Source organism: Methylomonas sp. MK1 (genome assembly GCF_000365425.1).
Taxonomy (GTDB): Bacteria; Pseudomonadota; Gammaproteobacteria; order Methylococcales; family Methylomonadaceae; genus Methylomonas.
This window is the reverse complement of sequence record NZ_AQOV01000002.1, coordinates 92883-117526: the sequence shown is the minus strand read 5'-3', so window position 1 is coordinate 117526 and position 24644 is coordinate 92883. Positions and strand designations below refer to the sequence as shown.

Genomic DNA, 24644 nt, shown 5'->3' with positions numbered 1-24644 from the left:
CACTACCTCCGATAATATCGCGCCGCCAACTGATCCGGATGGGCACCGAAAAAATACCGCAGCCGCAAGCACCACATCAATAAAATCGTTCTGAGGATACCGTGATGTTGCCAACGCCGCGAGGAAGTAATCACCTTTGCGCTTAGGCAGCAAGGTTTGCCGATTTTTTTTAGTGCTGCGCTGATGGCAATATCTTCCATCAAGGCAATCTCCGGAAAACCGCCCACGGCCTGAAAAGCCTGGCGGGTGATGAAGATGGCTTGATCGCCGGTAGCGATACCGGTCAACCGGGAGCGCGCGTTCATCAGGCAGGCGATTAACTTAAAAATGGCTTGCGGGCTGTCGAATTGCACATCAAAACGGCCCCAAGCAGCACCCTGCTCCACCGCCGACATAATCAGCTCTACAGCCCGTTCCGGCAGGTTGGTGTCGGCGTGCAGAAACAACAACACCTCCGCTTGCGCATGTCGCGCACCCAAATTCATTTGCCTGGCCCTGCCGCGCGGGCTTTGCAAAACCTGATCGACCAAAGGCTCTGCAATAGATCGACTTGCATCAACACTGCCGCCATCGACCAACAGCAATTCACAGCGCACTCGCAACGCCTGCAGGGCTTGCCACTTGTCGGCAAGCTGCGCCGCCTCGTTTATCACCGGTATGATGATGCTGATTTGCGGTTTCATGGAGTGATTTCGCCTAAAGCCTTGGTCCCATTTGCATTTAACCCAAAACCCCAGCAATCTCTCTAAAACAAGCCAGCCCCGCCTCCACGTTTTCGATAATCTCGGCGGCTATATCATCCGGCTCCGGCAGGTTGTCCAGATCGGCCAGCGATTTATCCTTCAGCCAGAAAGCGCCAGGATTTGCTCATAGCTGAACTTGCGCCAGCGGCCTTCCGGGTTGTTTTGTTCGTGCCAGGTTTCGTGGCGTTGATGGCGGTTAGCCGGGTTGTAACAGGCGATAAAGTCCTGCAAATCCTCAAACCGTAGCGGTTTCTTTTTCAGGGTGTGATGAATGTTGGTACGGTAATCGTAATACCAGATTTCCTTGGTCCACGGATTGGGGCTGGCTTCGCGGTTATCGAAAAACAGTACATTCGCCTTCACGCCATTGGCGTAAAAAATCCCGGTCGGCAACCGCAAGATGGTGTGCAGATCGGTATTCTGCATCAGCTTTTTGCGCACGATTTCACCGGCACCGCCCTCAAACAACACATTATCCGGCACCACCACGGCGGCTCGACCGGCGATTTTTAACAAGCTGCGGATATGCTGCACAAAATTCAGCTGCTTGTTCGAAGTCGTCGCCCAAAAATCCTGACGGTTATAGGTCAGATCGTCCCTTTCCTGCTCGCCATCTTCATTGGTAAACGTCATGCTGCTTTTCTTGCCGAACGGCGGATTGGCCAGCACATAATCGACGGTTTCAGTGGGTGGCGATACCAAGGCATCGTTCGATGAAATGGCGCTATTGCCGTCAATCTCGCCGATGTTATGCAAAAACATATTCATCAAGCACATGCGACGGGTATTGGCGACGATTTCGTTACCGTAAAAGGTTTCGTGCTTTAAAAACGCCAACTGCTTTTTATCCAGCGGGTAATGGGCCTTTAAAAAATCGTACGCCGCCAAAAAGAAACCACCGGTACCGCAAGCCGGGTCGGCAATCGACTTACCGGGTTCCGGTCGCACACATTCCACCATCGCCTTGATTAGCGCCCGTGGCGTAAAGTATTGCCCGGCGCCGGACTTGGTATCCTCGGCGTTTTTCTCCAGCAAACCTTCGTAAATAGTGCCTTTGGTATCCGCGCCCATCACCACCCAATCGGTGTCGTTGACCATATCGATCAAACGCGACAATTTGGCCGGGTCCTGAATCTTGTTTTGCGCCTTGGTGAAGATTTGTCCCAACATGCCGGACTTATTGCCCAACTCGCGCAACAGCATCACATAATGGCCTTCCAGCGCCGCGCCTTTCTTAGTCTTAAGACTTTTCCAGTTGTATTCGGCCGGAATGCCGACATCGCGGTTATGCGGTGGCCGGCTGTATTCGTCAGCCATTTTCAAAAAGATCAGATAGGTCAGTTGCTCCAGATAATCGCCATAACCCACGCCGTCATCGCGCAGGGTGGTACAAAAACTCCAGACTTTGGAAACGATGGATTCGGCGTTCACTCTTCTTCCTTATTCATTAATCGTTGGCGAGCAATCAAAATTGATTGGTGCAACTTGGCCTGTAATGTTTCGCGTGGCGGTAGCACGGTAAAATATTCCGCAACCCGAATATTGCTTTGATCCAAACGCATCAATTCGACATGCTCATCGTTTTTACCCGTACACAGGATCAAACCGATAGGCGAATTCTCACCTTCCATCTGCTCATACTTTTCCAGATAGCGAAGGTACAATTCCATCTGGCCTTTGAAGGCCGCCTCGAACTCGCCAATCGTCAGATCAATCGCCACCAGACATTTCAGGCGCCGATGAAAAAATAACAAGTCGATACGATAATCCCGATTGTCGATCGTGATGCGCTTTTGCCGCGCCATAAAGGCAAAGTCATTCCCCAGCTCAATGATAAAACGTTGCAATTCGGCAAGAATGGATGACTCCAAGTCTTTTTCCGAGTAACTGTCAGCAAGCCCTAGGAAATCCAGCACATAAGGGTCGCGAAATGCCATCTCCGCCGACACCTGACCTTCTTGTCGCAGCTTGTTTAATTCTTGCGCAATGGTTTGTTCCGGCTTTTTGGAGATGGCGGTACGCTCAAATAGCATCGACCCCATGCGCTCCTGCAACTGGCGAACACTCCAGCGTTCCTGACGTCCCACCTCAATGTAAAATTCTCGTTTGAGCGCATCGTCAACACCCGCCAGCAACCGCAAATGCGACCAGCTCAATTCGGCACACAGCGTGTGCACAATTTGTTCGTCAGGAAACGCCTCGGCGAATCGCAAACAATCCCGCAAATGCCGCTCACCCCAGCCTTTGCCGTATTCGTCGGTTAACTGCCGCGCCAACGTCGCGACAATCTGCTTGCCATATTCCGCCCGCTGCCCTTGCAAAATTTCCGTGTTGATGCGGGAACCGATTTGCCAATAAAGCAGAGTTAATTCCGTATTGACCATCACGGCCACGCGGCTACGCGCCTCAACAATGAGCGGCCGTATCTCGATAAGCAAAGCCGTCATGGCTTGCTCCGTTTGTTTTTGGCCACTTTAGGCTGCGCCGATAGCGCGGTCTGCTCGGCCCTGATCCGTTCCAGCAACACGCTGGCCGGTTCGTCGTTGGGCTCTTGCGGGACTAACTGGCCGGAGAAGGCTTTTTTCAGGATGGACTGGCGTAGGGCTTCGGCTTGTTGCAAGGCGCTTTCAATGTTCTGATCCATTTGAGCGGTAATAGATAATTTTCGATCAAGTTCGTTTAACACAAACTCTTGTTCTGTAAGTGAGCAATATGGGATGGCCAGGCGGAGAAATGCACCTTGATTTAAATTTACACCGCTATCATTAATGCCAGATTTAATTTTTTCTATGTCATCCAAAATCCTCGGCGAGTTTAGAGCTGCTTCTAAGTAATCGGGACTACAGACCGCTTCAAGACTTCTAATGCGATAAACCTTGTCGCAATTCATTAAATTATTTCTAACTTTTCTCACCAGGCAGCAAACTCCAACCCTAACTCGAGGCCCAGCCCTTGTTATAAGAATATCGCCCTCTTTCAATTCATGCTGTTCTCTTGGTTTTAAGTCGGTTGGTAGAGATTTGTTTTCTTCTTCTAGAAATTTGCCATGTTGAACAGCAGTAGTTTTTATAACTCCCCATTCTTCAAATGAGGCCGGAAAGTTCTCGCATTTTGGACTCCAGCCTTGATCTATGCCACTTACAAGGGCTTCTAATTGAACCCAGACCCATCCTTCCGGCAATTCCGGCAACTCGGCCAATTCCTCAGCGGTCAGCGGCGGCGGGGTTTTTGGGGGCTTGGGTTTGGAAATCCCCCCTAACCCCCCTTTTTCAAAGGGGGGGATAACGGCATCGGTTGTGATGAAGGGGGTGGTGGCTGCGGTGACGTTTTCCTTTCCCGTGCTGGGGCCAGACTCCCCCCTTTGTAAAAGGGGGGCTGGGGGGGATTTTGATTGCTCCCAATCTTTAAGCTGCTGCTGATAGCGCTGCTGGCGTTCGGTTTGGATGCGTTGCAGCAAGGCTTCGGCGCTTTCCAAATTACCCGTATTTTCCGCCCGCCATTGCTCGGTGAGCTTGCCGGAAAAGGCATGTTTCAACAGCGCTTGCCGGTAGATTTTCAATTGCTCGCGGGCGGTTTTAAAGCTTTCGATGCCTTTGTCCAGCTCGGAAAACAAGGCTTCGATTTTAGCGACGATGCGGTGTTGTTCATAAATTGGCGGCAATGGAATTTTAATTTCAAGATAGTCGTTAAACCTTAGATTGCGTAGATTATTACTTCCACCTTGATAATCTCTGATTTTCCCGGTTCGGTAAAAAAACAACAGATATTGATTAAGAAAATTTGAATCAATATTTCCTGTTGTTCTTAATAATCTCAAAAAATTGGTGCATATCTTAGGCGTCTCTTTTGAGAAAGATAATACGGAATTATCGATTAAAACCGTCCTACCGACAGGTTGTTCAGGTCCGCCACCTGATATTTCTACAAGAATATCGCCTTTAACAAGAATGCGGCCTTCTAAACTCGATTTTTTGACCTTTCTAAGCGACGCGGAGGAACCTTTGTCTGAATCCCAATTTCGAAATTCAGACCCTCTTATACAAAGAACACTGACAAACTCTGGGTCGTCGAAGTCAGCGTCTTTCCCCCAATCACCACCAATTGTTAATACAGCCAAGTCGTTCAGCGCTATAGCTTCCCAAGAACTTGGCATTTGTAATTTTGTCAATTTAGAACCTATTTCTGTTTCGATTTCATTGTTGCAATTCGGCTAAGCAGCCAGCGCCTCATTCAATTCATCCAACACCGTATCCATCTCCGTCCCAAACAACTGATACATCTTGCCTAAGCCGCCTTGGCCGTCGAACGGTGCCAGTTCCAGGTCGTCGCGTTCGATGTGGTAGGAGTTGGCGATGTGGTCGCGGATCATTTGCAGCCAGGCCATTTGCTCTTCAGTGAATTTGTCCGGGTTGCCGGCATGGTGGCGCATGATCCAGGTTTGGAAGTTGCGGCGCACGCTGCTGTCGTAATCGGCAAGTTGGCTGTCAATGCCGCAGACGCGGCGAATCAAGCCTATAAGGGCGGTTAGTTCGCTTATGGGTTGTTTGCCCTGATAGTTGTCCAATTGGCTGTAGGCTTGCCAGACGTGCAGCGGGGCCAGTTTGGGTTTATCGGTTTTCAGGATTTCCAGCACCTGTTGCAACATGGCGTATGTGATGTCGCGGCGGCGCTGCGGCTGGTCGAAGAATATACTCAGCGCTTCGATCTGGTCTTTGTAGCTGGCCAGCGTGTCGGCGAATTCCTGTGCCAGATGTTGGGCATTGGCTTGGGCATCGGCGGACCAGCCGGCAAATTTGAGTTCATCCAGGTTAAGGTGGTCGATGGTTTGTTCCTTGTCGCGGCGGATGCTATCCAGCAGGTTAATCAACTCGCCGTTCAAGGCTTTGGCAGCGTCTTTGACCAGTTGCGCCTGGGCTTGCTGGTAGTGTTGTTCGCTGGGTTCGGCGTCGGCAGGTAGTCCGGCCAGTTGGCAGGCGGTTTGGCTGACGGTATCGGCGTCGATGGCGTTGAACAGGCTGTTGATGAGCTGCGTTAAGGAAACGCCATTGGCGAGTTTTTGGATTTTTTGCTGTTCCGCCGGATTGAGTTGCTGATTTAAGCGCGCCAGCCGCGCGGCCAAAGAGCTGATGGTGTCGGTATCATTGGCGCCCATCATCACGCCCATGGCTAAATCTTTTAGCGGCACGGTCGGTTTGGTGATCAAGGGTTGGCTGGCGGTTTTTAGCGAGCTGGTAACGCCGACGGCATCGACAATCACGTAATGGGTTTTGGCGCTGACGGCGGACGGGGTGACTTTTTTCAGGCCGTCCAAGTCCAGGGTGCGGGTGCCACGGCCTTTCATTTGCTCGAAGTAGTTGCGGCTGCGCACGTCGCGCATGAACAGCAGGCATTCCAGCGGTTTAACGTCGGTGCCGGTAGCAATCATATCCACCGTGACAGCGATGCGCGGGTAATAAGCGTTGCGGAAATCGGACAGCGTGGATTTAGGGTCATCTTCAGCTTTGTAGGTGACTTTCTTGCAAAAGGCGTTGCCTTCGGCAAACTCTTCACGCACGGTTTGAATGATGTCGTCGGCGTGGCTGTCGGTTTTGGCGAAAATCAGGGTTTTGGGCACTTCCTGCCGACCGGGAAACATGCTGGGCCAGTTCTGCTGATAGGCACGAATCACGGTGCGGATTTGGTCAGGGTTGACTACGCTGTTATCCAGCTCTTTGCTGGTATAGATTTCATCCTGGTCTTGCTGCTCCCAGCGCTTTTTGCGGGTGAGTTTTTCGCGTTTTTGAATTTGCAGTTTGGCGGGAATGTTGCCGCCGGTTTGAGTGATTTGAGTTTCGATCACATAGGTTTCGTTACCGACGTTAACGCCATCGGCCACGGCTTTTTCGTGGGTGTATTCGCTGACCACGTTTTTCTTGAAAAAGCCGTAAGTGCGGTTATCCGGGGTAGCGGTGAGGCCGATCAGAAAGGCGTCGAAATAATCCAGCACCTGTTGCCACAGGTTGTAAATCGAGCGGTGGCATTCGTCGATAAAGATAAAGTCGAAAAACTCCAGCGGCACTTTGGCGCTGTAGACCACCGGCATGGGTTGCTTGGGCTTGGTCAGTTGCTCGGCGGGGTTGAGGTCTTCCAGGCTACTGTCCAGTTCTTCGTCCTTGAGAATGGAATACAGGCGCTGAATGGTGCTGATGCAGACGTGGCTGTTACTGGGCACATGCGAGGATTGCAGACGCTGCACACTGTAAATTTCGGTGAATTTGCGGTTATCGTCGCTGGGCGAGTAACCCATCATTTCCTGCTCTGCCTGTTCGCCCAGGTTGCGGGTATCGACCAAAAACAGGATACGTTTGGCATCGGTAAATTTCAGCAAGCGATACATGGCGGTAATTGCCGTGTAGGTCTTACCGGAGCCGGTGGCCATTTGGATCAGGGCGCGCGGGCGATTGTGCTTGAACGAGTCTTCCAGGTTGTTGATGGCGATTTCCTGGCAAGCGCGCAAGCCGGTGGGGTCGAGCGTGGGAAAGCTTTGCAAGCGGCTGCGCAATGAGCTGCCTTGTTCCAGCCAGTCTTGCAAGGTGTCCGGACGGTGAAAACTGAATACTTCGCGCGAGCGCGGCTTGGGGTCACGCGCATCGGTAAAGCGGGTTATGACGCCGGTGCTTTCATAGAGAAACGGCAACGGCTCGCTGTTATTGACCCATTTCAGTTTGGCGGCGGCGTATTCGGCAGTCTGTTCTTCTACGCTGGTGAGTTTGTGGCCGTGCTGTTCGGCTTTGGCTTCAATCACGCCAACCGGTTTGCCACCGACAAACAGGATGTAATCGGCGGGGCCGGTGTCGGTTTGGTATTCGCGGACGGCCTGACCTTCGCCGATGTGAAAGTTAATCTGGTTTTTGTTCTGGATGACCCAACCCGATTGCAACAACAGCTTGTCTATGTGGTCGCGGGCGAGTTGTTCGGGATTTTGGTTGAGGGTCATGGCAGTCCTTTGTTTTTTTCGCCAGGCAAACAAGCCGGGCGTCGCAACCGATTATTTTTAATAGCGCCAAGTATAATCAGACAATCGACAACTTAGAAAATATGTTTTGGACCTTGCATGGATGCTTGCGAATGAGTTAGGTGCACGTTTTGGTAGCGTCTTCCTGAGTATGAACGTTTGGCCGTCACCCGCTAAAAATATAACTAATAACAGAGGCAAGAGTATGGAATTACGCCAGCCAACGGGCATGACGGACATTTTTTGGTTTGGCTGAAGTTGCTCACTAGCGGAAACAATAAGGACCAGCAACCGTTGCGCCGACCGCGCTGAGCAATGCCGCGACTACAGCACACCTCGTTCGATCTCTTGCAAATAGATAAATTCCGGCGCTTTTACGCCGGCCTGTTTTCTGATTTCCACCAACTCCGCAGACTCGAAAAAACGCCGGGCATTGTCCAGCGAGTCCCAAGCAGAAAAGTGGACGATGTTATTAACATCGTCATCATAGCGCAGCAGTTGGTAGCTGATTTCTCCGGCACGTTTTCTGATCTCTGCGGCCTGATCGAAAATCTGCTTCCAGGCCGGATAGGCGGCAACCTCATGGATGATTAATACGTGTGGCATGCAGACTCCCGCTTTTTAGTATGGCTCGCCGTCTTTGTGGGTGAATCGCCAATTGCCGTCAACCAGCAGCGCTTGCAAGTCATCGTCCGGGTAAATGACCGCATCCCCAGCGGTCCTGTCGCCGATTTCCAGGTACTGCACGTCTACGTTCGAACGGTTCAGCAACTGATGGGCGTTACCGGTGCCGGCTTTAAATCCGGCACACATACCCGGCGCAAGCAGGGTTTCGCCTTCATCTGTGACCAGTGTCGGGTGACCTTGCAGTATGTAAATAAACTCGTCTTGCAGCGAATGCGCATGGCGTAAAGCCGAACTGGCACCGGGCGCCAGCGTGGTTAGATTGACACCAAAATTTGCCAGGCCAAATACCTCGCCGAGGCGGCGCTTTTCTCGCCCCGCCATGCGCGAGGCAAACGGTTCCGGATAGAGTGATGTGGTCCGTGGCGTCACGTCTGAGGCCGACAGAGAGATTGGAGTATGTTTATCGTTCATGGTGTCCCGCAACTAGAAATTCGAGCTCCGAGTCTAACGTGCCAACCGTCAAGCCCGGCATTTTAAAATCCGGTGGATATTAGCCCAGGACTCTGACCGCGATGGCCGAGCTGACTGGCCTCCTGAACAAGCACACGGCTACCCCATAACGCCGATATGATCAGGCTTGCCTCTTCGGCGGCGGTGCTTGAATAAAAGCTGACTTCCGCCAATCTCTCACCGGAAACAGGCATAAGCTTGCTTTGCAGACGCCGCGCCAGCTCTTTTGCCACGGCGGTGGCCGGGTCTATTATCGCCACATCCGGCCCAACGATTTCACTAATCAGCGTTACCAGAAACGGGTAATGCGTGCAACCCAGCACGATGGTATCCGCGCCAGCCCGCAACAGCGGCGACAGGTAACCGACCAAAAGCTCCCGCGTGGCCTCACTGTGTAATTGTGCCTTTTCAACTTGTTCGACCAGACCGGGGCAAGGCTGTAACAATATTTCGATGTCTTTACCGTAGGCCGCACACAGCCGGGCTACGCTAGGGCTGGCTAGTGTGCGACTGGTGGCCAGCACACCGACCACCCCGGATTGTGTGGTTTGCGCGGCCGGTTTGATGGCGGGCTCCATCGCCACCACCGGCACCGGACACCAAGCACGTAGCTTTTCGATTGCGACCACCGTGGCGGTGTTGCACGCCACCACAATAGCCTTCACGCCGGCATCGAGCAGCAGTTCGGTAATCGTTGTCGCTCTATCCGCAATAAAATCCGCATCCCGGTCGCCGTAGGGCGCATAGCCGGAGTCCGCCACGTAGAGCAAGTCTTCCCTGGGCAGTTCCGCGCGGATTGCCCGCAGCACGGATAGGCCGCCGACACCGGAATCGAATACGCCAATAGGGGCATCAGTGTGCAACGCTGTCATCGATGGATGCTGACTTTTATTAAGTTAATCAGGCTTGGCGCTGTTGCAAATACGCTTCGTTAAGGCGGATGGCTTGCAAGGCCGCCGGACGCGCATAGATCCGCGCCACATAATCTTCGAACAACGGGCGCTTGTCGATGGTGCCAAACATCATGCCCCAACCCAGCTGCGAGCCGACATACACATCCGCCGCAGTAAATTGCTCGCCGCAAATATACGGTCCGGGCAACAGCGCCTTTTCGACAGCATCGATTGCTGCCTCGTAACTGCCAAAGCCGACAAAGCCATTCTTACCCTCAGGCACTTGCCAACCCAGCGCTCTGGCGGTAAGAGCCTGCTCCAGCGGACCGGCCGCGAAAAACAGCCACCGAAAATAATCGGCGCGCGCGGGATGGTTGATGGCCGGCAGCAGATTTTTCTCCGGAAAACGATCAGCCAAATACGCGCAAATGGCGGCGGTTTCCGTGACGAGCGCAGCGCCGTGTTTCAGCGCTGGCACTTTACCCAGCGGGTTAACAGCCAGATAGTCGGCGTTTTTCATCGCGGCGCCGAACTCCAGCCAGACTGTTTCGTAAGGCTCGCCCAGTTCTTCCAGCATCCAGTGGGCGATACGGCCACGCGACTGCGGATTGGTATAAAACACCAGATCATTCATTGTGCGTTCTCCTTGGGGGGATGTTGAACTAAAGCCAATATGGCGGCGGATTTTACACCGATAAACTTGACCGGACTCAGACGATCTTTTGGGGCCAGCGTAGATTTTGACCCTTCAGGAAAAATATTGAGCGACTATCCCAGCGGCTCCAGTGCAGTCATTGCTTCGGTCATTACCCGTTTGAACTCGGCGTAGTCGGCCTGATTTAAACTGTCCTGCTCGAGCGAAATACAAAATTTAGTCGCGGCCTGTTCCACACGCCTTGCCCCCAAGTTAGCGGCGACGCCTTTCAAACCGTGCAGCATATCTCGCGCCATTTGAAAATCCCGCTTATCCAGCAAATCACCCAGCTCTATCAACGTGCTTGCGGTGCTATCTCTGAAACTACCCAGCAACTCGCTCAAAAAACCTTCGTCGCCATCCAACAGATCCAGGGGGTTGCTGAAGTCAAAACCGGGCAAATCTCGTAAGCTAAACGCTGAAACGTCACGCTCATTTTTAACGGCCCCGTTTGCCGAATCGCCGGCCGGGCCTCGACCTATCTGCCGGCACAACACCTCAACCAACTGAATCGGTTGAATCGGCTTGACCACAAATTCGTTCATACCGCTGGCCAGGCATTTGTCCCGCTCCTCCTCGGTCACGCCGGCGCTCAGCGCGATAATCGGCAGCGCTTTATAATCCGGGTTACGGCGGATTTCTTCGGTGGCGGCCAGACCGCTCATCACCGGCATATGAATATCCATCAACACCGCATCATAAGCGTGCTCTGCCAGCAAGGCCAAGGCGTCGCGACCATTGCCGGCAAGATCGACACTAACCCCGCATAAGGCCAAAAATTCCTGCAAAATTTTCTGATTGATAGCATGGTCTTCGGCCACCAAGATACGCATGCCCCGCAATGCGCTACCTTGCTCGGCAAGCGCCTTCGTTAAGCCAGCGGCCTGGGTTTCGGTATGTGGCCGCACCGCCGACAAGTCGGCTTGCTGCGCGGCAACACCAAGCACTAAGTCAAAACTAAAATTCGACCCCTGCCCCGGAGTACTTTCGACATGAAAATCGCTGCCCATCAATTGCAGCAGCTTTTGGCTGATGCTCAAGCCCAGCCCGGTACCACCGAAGCGACGGGTAATCGACGCATCCAGTTGGCTGAAGGATTGAAACAACTTGGGCAAATCCGCCTCGGGAATGCCGATACCGGTATCCACAACGCTAAATCGTAGCCTGGCTTGAGCCTCGTTTAAATCCAGCAAGGCCACCCGCAAACTGACACTGCCTTGCTCAGTAAACTTCAGCGCATTACCCAGCAGGTTGGAGAGAATCTGTTGCAAACGCAGTGCATCACCGACCAAACTTAAGGGTACGTTCGGCGCGACTTCTATCTTGAAGTCCAGACGCTTTTCCGCTGCGTACAAGGCAAACAGACTATGCAAATTATCCAACACATTATTCAGGTTGAATTCGGCCTGCTCGACACCCAGTTTACCCGCCTCCATTTTGGAGAAGTCGAGAATATCGTTGAGTATGCCGAGTAAACTGACCGAACTGCTGTGAATCTTTTGCAGATAATCCCTTACCTCATCGGATACCGGCTTGTTCAAAGCCAACTGCGACAAACCGATCACTGCGTTCATCGGCGTGCGGATTTCGTGCGACATGTTCGCCAGAAACTCCGATTTGAAGGCCGCCATGCTCTCGGCGGCTTCTTTGGCTTCAATCAAGGCCTGTTCCACCCGCTTCTGTTCGCTAAGATCGCGAACCACGCTTTGTAACACCAGGTGGCCGTCCAGGCTAACGCGCGCCAGCGTCACCAAAGCCGGAAAAATACTGCCGTCGGCACGCCGATGCAGCCACTCGAACTCCAAGTGGCCGTTTTTGATCGCCGTAGTCAAATACTCGTTCGCCAATTCTACTGAATCCCTGCCGTTTGCCTGGTTTGGCGGGGAAACCTTACCTGGGTGCAAGCGGCAGAACTCGGAAACGGCGTCGTAACCAAATAAATCCAAGGTGGCTTGATTACAATCCAGAAATCCGCTGTTGTCGGCCATCATCACCGCATCATGCGAACTATTGAACAGCTTCCGATATTTCAACTCACTTTGCCGCAGCACTTCCTTATTGGCTTTGGCTTGCGTAACGTCCTCAGCGATAAACCAAATATAATCGTGATCCTCGCTGCCGGCGACCTTGGTACCGCTCAATTGCAATGACACCGGCCGCCCTCTTTTATGAATAAACGTAGCTTCGTCGGAGCCATATTGCCCGGTTTTTGCCAACCAGTTTAATTGCTCGTCCAAACTCTGCTCTTTATCGGCGGATAAGCTCAGGTAATCGAGCCGTTTAAGTTCTTCTTCCGTGTACCCCGTCATGCGTTGGAAAGCATGATTGAATTCAACGAATTTGCCGTGTACATCCAGCAAAGCTATGCCTAAGGGCGATAGTTCGTATAAATCTCGAAGCTTTTGGCCTTTCTCCGCCAAGCGGATATACGCATTTTTTAAGCTTGAGTTTGCCGCATCAAGCTCGGCGGTACGCTGATCGACTAGTGCCGCCACCATCGCCGCCCTGCCGGTGGCCGATAACAAGTACACGCTTAACAGCATGGTAAACAGCAATCCGCCTAGTAACACCATCCACGGTAGCCAAGAGGCATGTGTCGAAATGAACACGGCTTCCGGCTGGACAACAATTTCCAGCAACCGATTGCCAAAACGGATGGAATGCCTGGACTCGTTTAGGCCGGGCGTCAACGATTTCAGCACCCCGTGTAACGATATGGCGTGGTTTTCCGTATCGTAATAGAGTAACGCCACGTTCATATCGTCAAGATTTAAGCCTTGCATGGCCGCGTTCACTAAGGAATCGATACGCACCACTGTGGACAAAAACCCGCTAAACGCCGGCTCCGAGCTTTTGGCATTAGCAAGATATACCGGCATCATCAACAATAAGGCTTGGTTGGCTTGCCCGTCTTGCACCAGTTGAATTGGCCGGGTGACGCTGACTGCTTGACTGGCCCTGGCTGCCGTCAGAGCTTCTCGGCGATTGGACTCGGAATTCAAATCAAAACCCAACGCCGGTTTATTGGTTGATAAAGGCTCGATGTAGGTGACCGGGAAATACTCGCCACGCTCATTAGCCTTGATAAACTGGCGATCCGCACCCAGCTCCTTGATCGTAAAATCTTTATATCCTTCATCGCGGAACGACTGTTCGTAAGACGCCCGCTGTTCGTTGGTGATCTGCGGTACCCAGCTCAGCGCTTGAATGTGCGTATTCTGTGTCAGCACGCCATTCGCAAAAACGCCGAATTTATCCCGGTCAACCGGCCCCGCCGCTTGAAAAAAACTATTGAGTGAAAAAGACGCGTTTAGCACTGCGGAAAAATTCTCCGCCAAGGCTTTATTGATCGCAGTGGCATTGCTGTCAAACTGCAGTTGCAGCCGACTGTCTTCCGCTCGCAAAACCAGCAGGAACGTAACGATCAGCCCGGCCAACATGGCCACCAGAGGCATAGCTACGCCTATCAGCCTTGGCCGCCAGAGTGCTCTTGGCTCTGCAAACAAGCAAAAAACCAAGGGGGATATAATGATGGACCCCAAACAATCGCCTATCCACCAATTCCACCAAGCAACCAAAATGTTGGCATGGCTTAAAACACCAAATCCAAGCAAGGTGCTGACCCCGACGGAGGCGGCGATCAAGCAACTCAAAGGGCCAGCTAATAACACATACCGAAAAATTTTTTTGCCGTTATCCAGACGCGGTGCGCCTTGCTCCAGAAAGCGTTGCGACAGCCAAGCACCGAACAATGCTTGCAAAGTACTACCGACAGCAATGCCCAACGCCACAAAAACCGTCTGTGCGGTCAAATAGCCGCTTAAATCGTATCCATAGAACAGATTTGTCAGGAACGATCCACACCATATTGCCGGCCAGACTTTCTTACCCCAAAGCAATAACGCAGCCAATGCAATCCCGGCCGGCGGCCAGATCGGACTGGCATAGCCCGGCGGTAATGCCAGGCGTAGCGCGGCCCAACCCGCCACGACCATACTTACTGTCACAAAAATATATCGGTAAAAGCTCAAACGCATTCCTTCTCTGCCCAACAAGCTAAGAAAAGTGAGAGAAGGTGATTATAGGTCAAATGCTTTGCTAGAGATGCGGATAGGCCAAAACCTGAACCATCCGATATTAGAAAGCCTCATCGCCAATCCAGTTTAGCAACTGGGCTCCCGCCGGCGGGAGCGACGATATTTAAGGAGCGGGGATAGTTTTATGGACAGGCGCTTAGCCTGGTAAGGTCGCCATATCGATCACAAAGCGGTATTTCACGTCGCTTTTCAACATACGTTGATAGGCGTCATTGATACCGGCCATCGGAATCAGCTCAATGTCGGAAACGATGCCGTGCTCGGCGCAGAAATCCAGCATTTCCTGGGTTTCGCGGATGCCGCCGATCAGCGAACCCGCCAGTGCGCGGCGGCGGAATATCAGGTTACCGACATTCGGCGACGGATGCGGCTCGGACGGTACGCCAACCAGACACATCGTGCCGTCGCGCTTCAACAAACTCAGATATTGATCCAAATCGTGTTGGGCGGCGACGGTGTTTAAAATGAAATCGAAGCTGTTTAAATGCTTTTCCATTTCGTCGGCATGTTTGGAAATCACCACCTCGCTAGCCCCTAAGCGTTTGGCATCGGCTTCCTTGCCTGGCGAAGTAGTAAACAACACGACTTCCGCGCCAAAAGCATGCGCGAATTTCAGCCCCATGTGACCTAATCCGCCCAAACCAACGATGCCTACTTTGTGGCCTTCGCCGATTTTCCAGTGCCGCAACGGCGAATAGGTGGTGATACCGGCGCATAGCAAGGGGGCTACCGCTGATAGCTCGAGTTTATCGGAAACATGCAACACAAAACCCTGATCGACCACGATCTGATTGGAGTAGCCGCCGTAAGTCATTTTGCCGGTATGTTTATCCGGGCTATTGTAAGTAAATATGGTGTGGTCGCAAAACTGCTCCTGATGATCCTGACAATCAGGACAGACACCGCAAGAGTCGATCATGCAGCCCACCCCAGCCAAATCACCCAGCTTGAAATTGGTCACTTGAGAGCCGACTTCCACGACTCTGCCGACAATTTCGTGTCCCGGCACTATCGGAAACGTGGTGCCGCGCCATTCGTTGCGCACCTGATGCAAATCGCTATGGCAAACCCCGCAATAGAGAATTTCGATACGCACATCCTCTGGGCCGGGTTGCCGCCGCTCGAAATGAAAAGAGCGTAGTGGGGTTTGCGGGTTGTAGGCAGCATAGCCAACCGTTTTAAGCATATCGATCTCCTGCGTTTAGAGGGTGCACTTATTGCCTGCGCTAGCCAATTAACTTGACCAGACGGGGCAACAGCCAATTCCGAGTGCTAACTCGTCAGCTTCAAATACTTCTGATATAGGCTGTCCTTATCCTCCACCACATCCGGATCCTTATCGATGCAGTCCACCGGACAGACTTCCATGCATTGCGGTTTGTCGTGGTGACCTATGCATTCGGTACATAGGGACGGGTTGATCACGTAAATGTCTTCGCCTTGCGAAATCGCGCCGTTCGGGCACTCCGGTTCGCAGACATCGCAATTGATACAGTCGTCGCTAATAATGAGCGCCATAATTACTCCTCGGAAAATTTTTCGGTTAAGCGTTGTTTGACGACGTCCGGCACGAAGCTGGACACGTCGCCGTTCAGTTGGGCGATTTCGCGGATCATGCTGGACGAGATGAATTCGTATTGTTCGGCCGGGGTTAGAAATACCGTTTCAATATCGGGCGACAGGCGGCGATTCATACCGGCCAATTGGAACTCGTACTCAAAGTCCGACACCGCGCGCAAGCCGCGGATAATCACGCTGGCTTGATGTTGTTTGGCACATTCGACCAGCAAGATGTCGAAACCAATCACGCTGACGTTGCTGAATTCGGTGACCACTTCCTGAATCAAAGCGACGCGTTCTTCCAAGGTAAACAGCGGCTTTTTGCCACGACTGACCGCAACGGCAACAATCACATGCCGGTAAAGCCGAGAGGCGCGGTGGATCAAGTCCAGGTGACCGTTGGTGATGGGATCGAAGGTGCCGGGATAAATCGCGGTAATGTTCATCGGCTTTAGAAACAGGCAAAAGCGGCTTATTTTAAACCATTCGCCGCGGCAAAAGTATCCGATTGCTTTTGCAGCAGGTTATAGCTGACTTCGCCGGCCGTCTTGGCTTTCAGCAAGCGCCAATCGGCTGGCAAATTGTCCAGCGGTCGATGACGCTCGCATTCCAGATAGATTTTGGCGTAATTGGCCAGCCAACCCTTGCTATCCAACAGTAGGCAGGCCTGACCGATCAAATCCTGTCCGAACGGCGGATCCAGGAACACCAAGTCGAAAGGCTGCGCCGGTCCGTTTAAAAACTGACCGACATCTTGCTGCACCACCTTAATCTGCATTGCCGCCAATTTGGCGATGTTCTCGCGCAGCTTTTGGCAACTGGCCGGGTTGTTTTCCACTTGCACGACCTGCTTGGCACCACGCGAGGCAGCTTCCACACCCAAGGCGCCGCTGCCGGCGTAAAGATCCAGGCAGCGGCTATTCAGGATGTCGGATTGCAGCCAGTTGAACAAGGTTTCCCGCACCCGCGACGGCGTCGGCCGCAAGCCGGGCGCGTCGTCGAATACGATTTGCCGGCTACGCCATTCGCCACCGATGATGCGGACTTGATTCGACATACTTACTTACCGGCACCGACCGTCACAGTTTGCAACAATTCCGGTTTTACCCGGCGTTTGAAAGCATCCTTAATTTGCTCGATGCTGACGGCTTCGACATTGCTCTGAAAGGTATCCAGATAATCCAGCGGTTGCTGATAAAACCCGATCATTGCCACGTAGTCGGTCAGCTTGCTGTTGGTATCGAAACGCATCGCAAAGCCGCCGGTGATGTTTTGCTTGGCGGCGGTCAGCTCCTTATCGCTGGGGCCTTTATCCAGAAACTCGTTGAAAGTCTTCAGCAAGACGTCCAAAGCTTGCTCGGTCTGATCATTGCGGGTTTGCAAACTCATCATGAACGGTCCTTGCCGGTACATAGGCGCGAACACGCTGTAAGCGCCGTAGGCCAAACCCCGTTTCTCCCGCACTTCTTCGAACAAGCGGGAAACCATGCTGCCGCCGCCCAAAATATGGTTACCCACATACAAGGCAAAGTAGTCAGGGTCTTTGCGATAGGTGCCTGGCAAACCGACCAGGACATGGGTTTGTGTGGACGGAAACTCGATGTGTTGCTTGCTGGCTTTGCCGGGCATCGCCACCGCCGGAATTTCCGCAGGCTTACTGCCGACCGGCAGCTTGCTCAGCAATTGGTTAGCGGTTTGTTCGGCTTGCTCGCGACTGATGTCGCCAACGATGACCACCATAGCGTTGGCTGCCACGTAGTATTTTTGATAAAAGCTTTTCAGATCGTCAGCACTAAAACCGGCCACCGTTTCCACCACCCCCGTTTCGGGATGCGCGTAAGGATGATCGCCGTAGAGTGCTTTGTTGAAGGCAATACCGGCCAACTCGCCCGGTGATTCTTCCCGATGTTTCAAGCCAGCCAGGGTACGCGCTTTTTCGCGTTCAAAGTCGGCTTGGTTAAAGGCAGGCTTGCTCAACACGGTTTCGAAGGTCGCCAGGGCTTTGTCAAACAAGGCTTTCTCGGTTAGGGTCCGTACCGCCAGCCAAGCCATGTCTTCGCTGACGCCGGCCGAATAATTGGCGCCTACCGATTCGAAGCGCTGAGCAATGTCATCGGCACTCAACTCGCCGGCACCACTGTCCAGCAAGGCGGAGGTCAGCGCGGCGACACCGAATTGCGCGTCGTCGCGGGCGCTGCCGGCATCGAATACCACCCGCACATCCACCATTGGCAAGCCAGCGGTGCGCACGTAATAAACCCGGCTGCCTTGCGGAGTTTGCCAGTTTTCGATTTTGGCGGCGGACCAGACGGTCTGGCTCAACAGCAATAGCGCCAAGCCGATTAAATTAAAACGCATGATGGCCTCCTATGGCTTTTGCGGGTTTGGCGGCTTGGGTGATCGGTTGCGGGTCTAGATAAGCGACGGTGAGCGTGTCCTCAATCAAATATTTCCGCGCCACGTCCCTGACCTGTTCAGCGGTGACTTGATTGATCTTGTCCACATACTCGTCGGCTTTCTGCCAACCGATACCCACCGTTTCCAGAGTACCCAGCTGCATGGCCTGATAGAAGTTGGAATCTTTTTGATACACCGCGCTAGCCAATACTTGTGCCTTGATGCGTTGCAATTCGTCCTTGGCTATCAGTTCGTTCTTCAATTGATAGACTTCGTCCAGCAAGGCGTATTCCAGATCGAAGACGGTCTTGCCTTCGGCAGGGGTGGCTTCCAGCAGGAACATCTCGGGTAAGCGCGAGGTAAAATCATAACCCGCACCAGCCGATACCGCGATTTGCTTGCCCCTTACCAGACGCGAAGACAAGCGGGCGCTATCGCCGCCGTCCAGCACACCCGCCAATACTTCCAGCGCGTAAGCTTCCCATTCCGGCTTGGCGGTTTTTAAAACCGGGACTTTATAGCCCATCATCAGGTAGGGCAGTTTGGCTGGCGCTTTTACGGTAATCCGGCGTACGCCGCGTTGCTCACTTTCGTCCTGCGGTTTTACCGGTTTCAACACACTAGGTTGCAGCGGCGCGAAATATTGCTCGGCGAGTTTTTCCACTTGCAGCGCATCGACGTCGCCCACCACCACCAGCGTCGCGTTATTGGGTGCGTACCACTGTTGATACCAAGCTTGCAGGTCTTCCACTTTGTAATTGGCAATATCGGACGGCCAACCTATAACCGGATTTTGGTAGGGGCTGTTGGTGAAAGCCGTCGCCATGAATTGCTCATGCACTTTGGCGCGCGGCTGATCGTCGGTGCGCATCCGTCGTTCTTCGGTGACCACTTCGAGTTCTTTTTTCAGTTCCTCGGCTTTCAAATCCAGATTGCGCATCCGGTCGCTTTCCAGCTTAAAGCTGATTTCCAGACGCGATTTTTCCAAAGTTTGGAAATAAGCCGTGTAGTCTTGGCCGGTAAAGGCATTTTCGTTGCCGCCGTTTTCGGCGATGATCCGGGAAAACTCGCCGGCCGGATATTTTGCGGTGCCTTTAAACATCATGTGTTCCAGCATGTGCGAGATACCGGTGATGCCACCGGGCTCGTAACTGGAGCCTACCTTATACCAGACTTGCGATACTACCACCGGCGAACGATGATCCTCCTTTACCAATAGTTTCAAGCCGTTGCTAAAAACATGTTCGTGTACCTTGCCGGCCTCGGCATGCGCCGCGACAGCAGGGCAAAGCAGCGCTAACGCCGCGAGCCTATAGTTCATAAATCCCTCGTTGACTAAAAGATGGTGAGCGCTTGTGATTATTTTAATAATCAATGGTTCACTGTTATTCTATATGTTTAAAGACCTGCAAATCCATTTGGTACTTGATGACCGACACAACCTCCGCGCTATCCTGGAAAGACTACTTAGAACTCTGTAAGCCCAGAGTCGTGGCATTGATCGTGTTTACCGCCGTTGTCGGCATGCTGCTGGCCGTACCCGGCATGCCGCCGCTGGCTAACTTTTTCTACGGCAGCATAGGCATCGCCCTAGCGGCCTCCTCGGCAGCGGCTATCAATCATTTCATCGATCAAAAAGCCGATGCGCAAATGGGCCGCACCAAGAATAGACCACTACCCACCGGGCATTTGAACTCGCACCAGGTATTGGTGTTCGCCAGCTTGATCGGCTTTGTCGCGATGGCGATTCTGACCATCAAGATCAACGTGTTGACCGCCTTCCTGACCTTTTTGTCGCTGATCGGTTACGCGTTGATTTATACGGTATACCTTAAAAAAATGACCCCGCAGAATATCGTCATCGGCGGCGCGGCCGGCGCGGCGCCGCCGGTCTTGGGTTGGGCCGCGATTACCGGCGAAGTGCATCCACACGCGCTGCTGTTGTTTCTAATAATTTTTGTCTGGACCCCGCCGCATTTCTGGGCCTTGGCAATTGCCAAGCGCGAAGAATACGCCAAAGTTGCCATTCCTATGCTGCCGGTAACTCACGGCGTGGAATTCACCCGTCTGCAAATTTTGCTGTACACCATCCTGTTGCTGATCTCCACCCTGCTGCCTTATCTGACCGGCATGAGCGGTGTGATTTACCTACTGGCTGCGGTATTGCTGGGCTTGGGCTTTATCTATTACGCGATTCAAATGATGCGTAAGAAAGACAATAAAACCGCGATGCGCACCTTCGGCTATTCCATTGTTTATCTGATGCTGATTTTCGCGGCATTGCTGATCGATCATTATTTCCCACTGTCATTCTCATGAGTTTGTCTACCCAGGAACACCCGTTCGCGGAATTTATCAAGATACTCGGCAAGGGCAAGAAAGGCGCCCGGCCGCTGACCCAAGACGAAGCCTACCGGGCCATGCAAATGATTTTGGCCGACGATCAAGTCGAGCCGATTCAACTCGGCGCGTTTTTGATGCTGATGCGCGTTAAGGAAGAAACCTGCGAAGAACTGGCCGGCTTCGTGCAGGCCGCACGGGAAAGTTTTGCCTTCGAATCCAAAGTAGCTGTGGATCTGGACTGGTCGTCTTACGCCGGCAAACGCCGCCATCTGCCCTGGTTTTTATTGTCCACGCTGCTGCTGGCCGAGAACGGCATCCGAGTATTCATGCACGGCGCCGGAGGTCATACCCAAGGCCGTTTGTATACCGAGAATGCGCTGCAAGCCCTAGGAATTAAAGCCGCAACCTCGATAACCGAAGCCGGCCAGCAGTTGCAGCAAGACAATTTCAGCTATCTATCGCTGGAATATATTTGCCCGAAACTGTACGACATGATCAATCTGCGGCCGATTATGGGTTTGCGTTCGCCGGTACATACTTTGGTTAGGTTGTTGAATCCGTTCGACGCCACAGCCAGCATTCAAGGCATCTTCCATCCCAGCTACCGCCAAGTGCATCAAAAAGCCGCGTTGCTGCTGGATCAAAAACACATGGCGGTTTTAAAAGGCGAAGGCGGCGAAACCGAGCGTAATCCGGATGTGGAATGCCTGGTGCAAAGCGTCAATGACGGCGAAATTAACGACGAAACCTGGCCGGCCTTGTTCGAACGCCGGCACATGAAAGCCGAAGACATGGACCCGCAGTTACTGGCGCAATTCTGGCGCGGCGAGTTTAACGACGAATTTGGCGAGGCAACCGTGATAGCGACTGCGGCGGTGGCATTGAAGCTGCTCGGGAAAGCCCAGGACCAAGAACAAGCTCAGCAATTGGCGACGGACTTTTGGGCGGCGCGAAATCGGCAGCGTTTTTAAATCTCAGGACAACCGCGGTTTAGAAAGTGAAATAGTTTAGCCTGCTTCCAGCGGCGGGTGGCTGAAGTTAGGAATCCCCTTGATGTAGTCGCGCTGCATATGCAGGTATTGCAGACCCATCAACGTGGAAATATCGTCGTGATCGATCCAGACCACTTTCACCTCGCCTTCCAGATTCAAATGCTTATAGTCGAATCTGGCCACCGTAGCGTCCGGCACTTCAACTCTGCCCAACATGCGTATCATCAAGCCGTCCACCGAGACATTTTCGGTGTTGAACGCATAGTCGGTATCGTTGAAAACGATATGGCCGGGCGCGGTCATATTTTTGCGGTAGGCGCGGCGACTATATAACAAATTATCGGTATCGTAAGACAGGTTGCGAAACTCGATGGCAATTTCAAATCCGTCTTCGGCAGCCTCGGCGCGCACCATTTCCGCCTCGCCGGCCAAGCGCATGCTCGGCAGATAAAAATCGACTATCGGCGAAACTTGCAAAGCATTAAAAATGTCTTTTATGCCGTTGACCTGCGGCTCGACCTTTAGCACGGCCAGCAAGCCGGACAGCGACAGATTCACGACCCAAATCTCGTGTTCTTCAAAGCCCAGATACAGCAATCCTTGGCTAGCCAGATTTTTGCGATAGGCGCGTTTTTCGGTCGTTGGCATAATAATCCTTCTGTTTGGCAGGGCTTTCGAAAGGTAAGTCCTTTTAGCAATCTAATTTATTGGGATATGAAAAGCAGAATAATTTTTCTCGCTAGTCTAGCCGTTTTATCGGCGTGTACAACCATGCCGCCGAAAAACCCGGAAAATATCTGTCAAATTTTCCGGGAAAAAGACGACTGGTATCAAGCAACCTTAAGCTCTGCGCGGCGCTGGGGCGTACCCATCGCGGTGCAAATGGCCATCATTAACCAAGAATCCAGCTTCGTCGCCGACGCCCAACCGCCAAGGCCGTTGATTTTAGGGTTTATCCCCTGGTTTCGTGCCAGCAGCGCTTACGGCTATCCGCAAGCCAAGGACGAAACCTGGGCGGACTATCAGCAAAAAGCCGGCAACGGCTGGGCCGATAGAGAGGATTTTGCCGACAGCTGCGATTTTGTAGCCTGGTATTGCGCGACCAGCAACCGCAAACTAGGCATCCCCACTTCCGATACTACCAATCTGTATTTAACCTATCACGAAGGCTTAGGCGGCTATCAGCGCAACAGCTTTTTATCCAAGCAATGGTTAATGAACACCGCGCAAAAAGTCCATCAGCGCGCCTTGCGTTACGACGCCCAGCAGGCAAGCTGCCGACAGGAGCTGGAACAAAAAAACTGATAAACTAGCCGCCCCAATCATCTAACGGGAGTTTTCATGAAATCCACGAAACAACGTGTTATCGCCATTTTAATCGCATTTATTACAGGATTTGCTATGTTCTCACTGGCCAACGCCAATGCCCCAACCCCCGCTGAAAATAAAGCCGCCGGGGAAAAATTTCTGGCCGAAAACGCCAAAACCGCCGGCGTGGTAACCACCGCCAGCGGTCTGCAATATCTGGTCTTCACCGAAGGCACCGGCGCGCAACCCAAAGCCACCGACAACGTCACTGTCCATTACAAAGGCACCACCATCGACGGCAAGGAATTCGACAGCTCCTACGGCCGCGGCGAGCCAGCCACTTTCCCATTGAACCGTGTTATCGCGGGCTGGACCGAAGGCGTGCAATTGATGAAAGAAGGCGCGAAATACCGCTTCTTTATTCCTTCTAACCTAGCTTATGGTGAGCGTGGTGCCGGGCGGGATATTGGGCCTAATGCGGCGCTGATTTTTGATGTTGAGTTGATTAAGGTCAACTGAGTTTGTTTTGTCTTTTTAGCTAATGGTTTGCTTGCTGATTTAAGACTTTATTTGAGGTGTCGCTGGCGCGACGGTTTGATTTAATGTCGGTTCTCGGACCGACAGCCGAGATACTTTCTTTTGCTCCGCCAAAAGAAAGTGTCCAAAGAAAAGGCGGCCCGAACGCCGCTTATTCCCTGCGCTCCAAAGCTTTCGACGGGGGTTGACGAAAGGGGCTTCCTGCCCCTTCGTCAACGCGCCGCATCCCTGCGGCGCCCCTGCGGGCTATTCCCGCCAAAAGCTCCGGTGCTCGGCGCGGCATACGGGGTAAACCCACCCCATAATCCAAGATCAAACCAACGTGCGTCGAGCTTCGTCCTTAAGCATGCTCGAACATTGTTTTTCGCTTGAACAAAATCTGAATCCTTTTTCCAGCTAGACTTCCCCCTGAATTGACATAACATGTATATATACCAATTCTGGGAGATATACAGAAACTATCTAATCACTTGTTAGGCCACTGAAGTCATGATTATGGAAGAGAAATACAAAGAGTCATATTGGGAATTCAAAGAGCTAATTCATGCGGGATTCTCAATATCTATGGCAACCAGCGGCATACAAGTAGAAACCCAAGATCTAGAAATTGGATCGAGACTTTTTGCAAAACTTGTATCTCATGCAAGGGCTATATTCGTGCTCTTACCAAAAGCGCCCGCGGGGGAAGTCGCTCCAGAGCAAGAGCTTTGGGATATTTCTTCAATAGCCGTTCTAGCTAGATCGCTGGTAGACACATATTACACTCTATACTACGTGGCAATAGATGACCCAGGCAAAAAAGGTAATGAGTTTCGGTGGCTTGTTTGGGATTATCACGCTGAAAAGCGATGAAGAAAAAAGCTAGAACTTATCGGCTCTCAGAATCCCGAAATTCCAAGAATTGAAGAGCATATTGATAAACTGAAAGAACAGATAATTAATCATGATG

General features: G+C 52.4%; 22 protein-coding genes. 5 read left to right on the top strand and 17 right to left on the bottom strand.

Going from position 1 to position 24644, the window contains the following annotated elements; genetic code table 11:
* Positions 1 to 2: 2 nt before the first annotated feature.
* The 16 genes from G006_RS0117300 to G006_RS0117225 all read right to left on the bottom strand — a co-directional run bounded on the left by G006_RS0117300 (position 3) and on the right by G006_RS0117225 (position 19836).
* Positions 3 to 683 (bottom strand): TIGR04283 family arsenosugar biosynthesis glycosyltransferase, encoded by a 681-nt coding sequence (locus G006_RS0117300; protein ID WP_020484485.1) that lies wholly within the window; start codon positions 681 to 683, stop codon positions 3 to 5.
* Between the two features lie 159 nt (positions 684 to 842).
* The gene (locus G006_RS26685) at positions 843 to 2174 is read right to left on the bottom strand and encodes a class I SAM-dependent DNA methyltransferase (protein WP_020484484.1); all 1332 of its coding nucleotides are present in this window, start codon (positions 2172 to 2174) and stop codon (positions 843 to 845) included.
* Entirely contained in the window at positions 2171 to 3190 is a 1020-nt protein-coding gene (locus tag G006_RS0117290; protein WP_020484483.1) for a PDDEXK nuclease domain-containing protein, read from the bottom strand. The genes G006_RS26685 and G006_RS0117290 overlap by 4 nt, the downstream gene beginning before the upstream one ends.
* Complete coding sequence (locus tag G006_RS28910; RefSeq protein WP_200860470.1) at positions 3187 to 4911, bottom strand: restriction endonuclease subunit S; 1725 nt, start codon at positions 4909 to 4911, stop codon at positions 3187 to 3189. Before G006_RS28910 ends, G006_RS0117290 begins: the two co-directional genes overlap by 4 nt.
* Positions 4912 to 4953: 42 nt before the next feature.
* Positions 4954 to 7719, bottom strand: coding sequence for a type I restriction endonuclease subunit R (locus G006_RS0117280; RefSeq protein WP_020484481.1), 2766 nt, complete (start codon positions 7717 to 7719; stop codon positions 4954 to 4956).
* 342 nt (positions 7720 to 8061) lie between these two features.
* Entirely contained in the window at positions 8062 to 8343 is a 282-nt protein-coding gene (locus G006_RS0117275; RefSeq protein WP_020484480.1) for an antibiotic biosynthesis monooxygenase, read from the bottom strand.
* Between the two features lie 15 nt (positions 8344 to 8358).
* Positions 8359 to 8835, bottom strand: a complete 477-nt coding sequence (locus G006_RS0117270; protein WP_026147130.1) for a cupin domain-containing protein — start codon at positions 8833 to 8835, stop codon at positions 8359 to 8361.
* Between the two features lie 62 nt (positions 8836 to 8897).
* Positions 8898 to 9746, bottom strand: coding sequence for a glutamate racemase (gene murI, locus G006_RS0117265; protein ID WP_020484478.1), 849 nt, complete (start codon positions 9744 to 9746; stop codon positions 8898 to 8900).
* A gap of 28 nt (positions 9747 to 9774) precedes the next feature.
* Positions 9775 to 10401, bottom strand: coding sequence for a glutathione S-transferase family protein (locus G006_RS0117260; protein WP_020484477.1), 627 nt, complete (start codon positions 10399 to 10401; stop codon positions 9775 to 9777).
* A 134-nt stretch (positions 10402 to 10535) separates the two neighbouring features.
* On the bottom strand, positions 10536 to 14498 hold the full coding sequence (locus G006_RS27190) for a CHASE domain-containing protein (protein ID WP_020484476.1): 3963 nt from the start codon (positions 14496 to 14498) through the stop codon (positions 10536 to 10538).
* A gap of 196 nt (positions 14499 to 14694) precedes the next feature.
* Positions 14695 to 15744, bottom strand: a complete 1050-nt coding sequence (locus G006_RS0117250) for an NAD(P)-dependent alcohol dehydrogenase (RefSeq protein WP_020484475.1) — start codon at positions 15742 to 15744, stop codon at positions 14695 to 14697.
* Positions 15745 to 15830: 86 nt separating this feature from the next.
* A complete protein-coding gene (locus tag G006_RS0117245; RefSeq protein ID WP_020484474.1) occupies positions 15831 to 16076 on the bottom strand; it encodes a YfhL family 4Fe-4S dicluster ferredoxin in 246 nt (81 codons plus the stop codon).
* Between the two features lie 2 nt (positions 16077 to 16078).
* Positions 16079 to 16564, bottom strand: a complete 486-nt coding sequence (gene coaD, locus G006_RS0117240; RefSeq protein WP_020484473.1) for a pantetheine-phosphate adenylyltransferase — start codon at positions 16562 to 16564, stop codon at positions 16079 to 16081.
* 26 nt (positions 16565 to 16590) lie between these two features.
* Positions 16591 to 17175, bottom strand: coding sequence for a 16S rRNA (guanine(966)-N(2))-methyltransferase RsmD (gene rsmD / locus G006_RS0117235; RefSeq protein ID WP_020484472.1), 585 nt, complete (start codon positions 17173 to 17175; stop codon positions 16591 to 16593).
* A gap of 2 nt (positions 17176 to 17177) precedes the next feature.
* The gene (locus G006_RS0117230) at positions 17178 to 18476 is read right to left on the bottom strand and encodes a M16 family metallopeptidase (RefSeq protein ID WP_020484471.1); all 1299 of its coding nucleotides are present in this window, start codon (positions 18474 to 18476) and stop codon (positions 17178 to 17180) included.
* On the bottom strand, positions 18466 to 19836 hold the full coding sequence (locus G006_RS0117225) for a M16 family metallopeptidase (RefSeq protein ID WP_020484470.1): 1371 nt from the start codon (positions 19834 to 19836) through the stop codon (positions 18466 to 18468). Before G006_RS0117225 ends, G006_RS0117230 begins: the two co-directional genes overlap by 11 nt.
* Before the next feature lie 107 nt (positions 19837 to 19943).
* On the opposite strand from G006_RS0117225, the gene cyoE reads away from it, so the two are divergent.
* Together cyoE and G006_RS0117215 are read left to right on the top strand one after the other, a co-directional pair.
* Positions 19944 to 20834 carry a heme o synthase gene (cyoE, locus tag G006_RS0117220; protein WP_020484469.1) on the top strand — a complete coding sequence of 297 codons (891 nt, stop codon included), beginning with the start codon at positions 19944 to 19946 and terminating at the stop codon, positions 20832 to 20834.
* A complete protein-coding gene (locus G006_RS0117215) occupies positions 20831 to 21829 on the top strand; it encodes a glycosyl transferase family protein (protein ID WP_020484468.1) in 999 nt (332 codons plus the stop codon). Before cyoE ends, G006_RS0117215 begins: the two co-directional genes overlap by 4 nt.
* Positions 21830 to 21865: 36 nt before the next feature.
* Here the strand turns inward: G006_RS0117215 and G006_RS0117210 are convergent, their stop codons facing one another.
* Entirely contained in the window at positions 21866 to 22498 is a 633-nt protein-coding gene (locus G006_RS0117210; protein ID WP_020484467.1) for a PilZ domain-containing protein, read from the bottom strand.
* A gap of 66 nt (positions 22499 to 22564) precedes the next feature.
* On the opposite strand from G006_RS0117210, the gene G006_RS0117205 reads away from it, so the two are divergent.
* The 3 genes from G006_RS0117205 (at position 22565) to G006_RS0117195 (ending at position 24547) form a co-directional block, all read left to right on the top strand.
* Positions 22565 to 23155, top strand: a complete 591-nt coding sequence (locus tag G006_RS0117205; protein WP_026147129.1) for a transglycosylase SLT domain-containing protein — start codon at positions 22565 to 22567, stop codon at positions 23153 to 23155.
* A 36-nt stretch (positions 23156 to 23191) separates the two neighbouring features.
* Complete coding sequence (locus G006_RS0117200) at positions 23192 to 23677, top strand: FKBP-type peptidyl-prolyl cis-trans isomerase (RefSeq protein ID WP_020484465.1); 486 nt, start codon at positions 23192 to 23194, stop codon at positions 23675 to 23677.
* A gap of 507 nt (positions 23678 to 24184) precedes the next feature.
* Positions 24185 to 24547 (top strand): hypothetical protein, encoded by a 363-nt coding sequence (locus G006_RS0117195; protein ID WP_020484464.1) that lies wholly within the window; start codon positions 24185 to 24187, stop codon positions 24545 to 24547.
* Positions 24548 to 24644: the final 97 nt, after the last annotated feature.

Excerpts from the sequence above, each read along its gene's own strand:
- G006_RS0117300 (WP_020484485.1), bottom strand. The coding sequence starts at position 683 with ATGAAACCGCAAATCAGCATCATCATACCGGTGATAAACGAGGCGGCG.
- G006_RS0117290 (WP_020484483.1), bottom strand. The coding sequence starts at position 3,190 with ATGACGGCTTTGCTTATCGAGATACGGCCGCTCATTGTTGAGGCGCGT.
- G006_RS0117280 (WP_020484481.1), bottom strand. The coding sequence starts at position 7,719 with ATGACCCTCAACCAAAATCCCGAACAACTCGCCCGCGACCACATAGAC.
- G006_RS0117275 (WP_020484480.1), bottom strand. The coding sequence starts at position 8,343 with ATGCCACACGTATTAATCATCCATGAGGTTGCCGCCTATCCGGCCTGG.
- G006_RS0117270 (WP_026147130.1), bottom strand. The coding sequence starts at position 8,835 with ATGAACGATAAACATACTCCAATCTCTCTGTCGGCCTCAGACGTGACG.
- murI (WP_020484478.1), bottom strand. The coding sequence starts at position 9,746 with ATGACAGCGTTGCACACTGATGCCCCTATTGGCGTATTCGATTCCGGT.
- G006_RS0117260 (WP_020484477.1), bottom strand. The coding sequence starts at position 10,401 with ATGAATGATCTGGTGTTTTATACCAATCCGCAGTCGCGTGGCCGTATC.
- G006_RS27190 (WP_020484476.1), bottom strand. The coding sequence starts at position 14,498 with ATGCGTTTGAGCTTTTACCGATATATTTTTGTGACAGTAAGTATGGTC.
- G006_RS0117250 (WP_020484475.1), bottom strand. The coding sequence starts at position 15,744 with ATGCTTAAAACGGTTGGCTATGCTGCCTACAACCCGCAAACCCCACTA.
- G006_RS0117245 (WP_020484474.1), bottom strand. The coding sequence starts at position 16,076 with ATGGCGCTCATTATTAGCGACGACTGTATCAATTGCGATGTCTGCGAA.
- coaD (WP_020484473.1), bottom strand. The coding sequence starts at position 16,564 with ATGAACATTACCGCGATTTATCCCGGCACCTTCGATCCCATCACCAAC.
- rsmD (WP_020484472.1), bottom strand. The coding sequence starts at position 17,175 with ATGTCGAATCAAGTCCGCATCATCGGTGGCGAATGGCGTAGCCGGCAA.
- G006_RS0117230 (WP_020484471.1), bottom strand. The coding sequence starts at position 18,476 with ATGCGTTTTAATTTAATCGGCTTGGCGCTATTGCTGTTGAGCCAGACC.
- G006_RS0117225 (WP_020484470.1), bottom strand. The coding sequence starts at position 19,836 with ATGAACTATAGGCTCGCGGCGTTAGCGCTGCTTTGCCCTGCTGTCGCG.
- cyoE (WP_020484469.1), top strand. The coding sequence starts at position 19,944 with ATGACCGACACAACCTCCGCGCTATCCTGGAAAGACTACTTAGAACTC.
- G006_RS0117215 (WP_020484468.1), top strand. The coding sequence starts at position 20,831 with ATGAGTTTGTCTACCCAGGAACACCCGTTCGCGGAATTTATCAAGATA.
- G006_RS0117210 (WP_020484467.1), bottom strand. The coding sequence starts at position 22,498 with ATGCCAACGACCGAAAAACGCGCCTATCGCAAAAATCTGGCTAGCCAA.
- G006_RS0117205 (WP_026147129.1), top strand. The coding sequence starts at position 22,565 with ATGAAAAGCAGAATAATTTTTCTCGCTAGTCTAGCCGTTTTATCGGCG.
- G006_RS0117200 (WP_020484465.1), top strand. The coding sequence starts at position 23,192 with ATGAAATCCACGAAACAACGTGTTATCGCCATTTTAATCGCATTTATT.
- G006_RS0117195 (WP_020484464.1), top strand. The coding sequence starts at position 24,185 with ATGATTATGGAAGAGAAATACAAAGAGTCATATTGGGAATTCAAAGAG.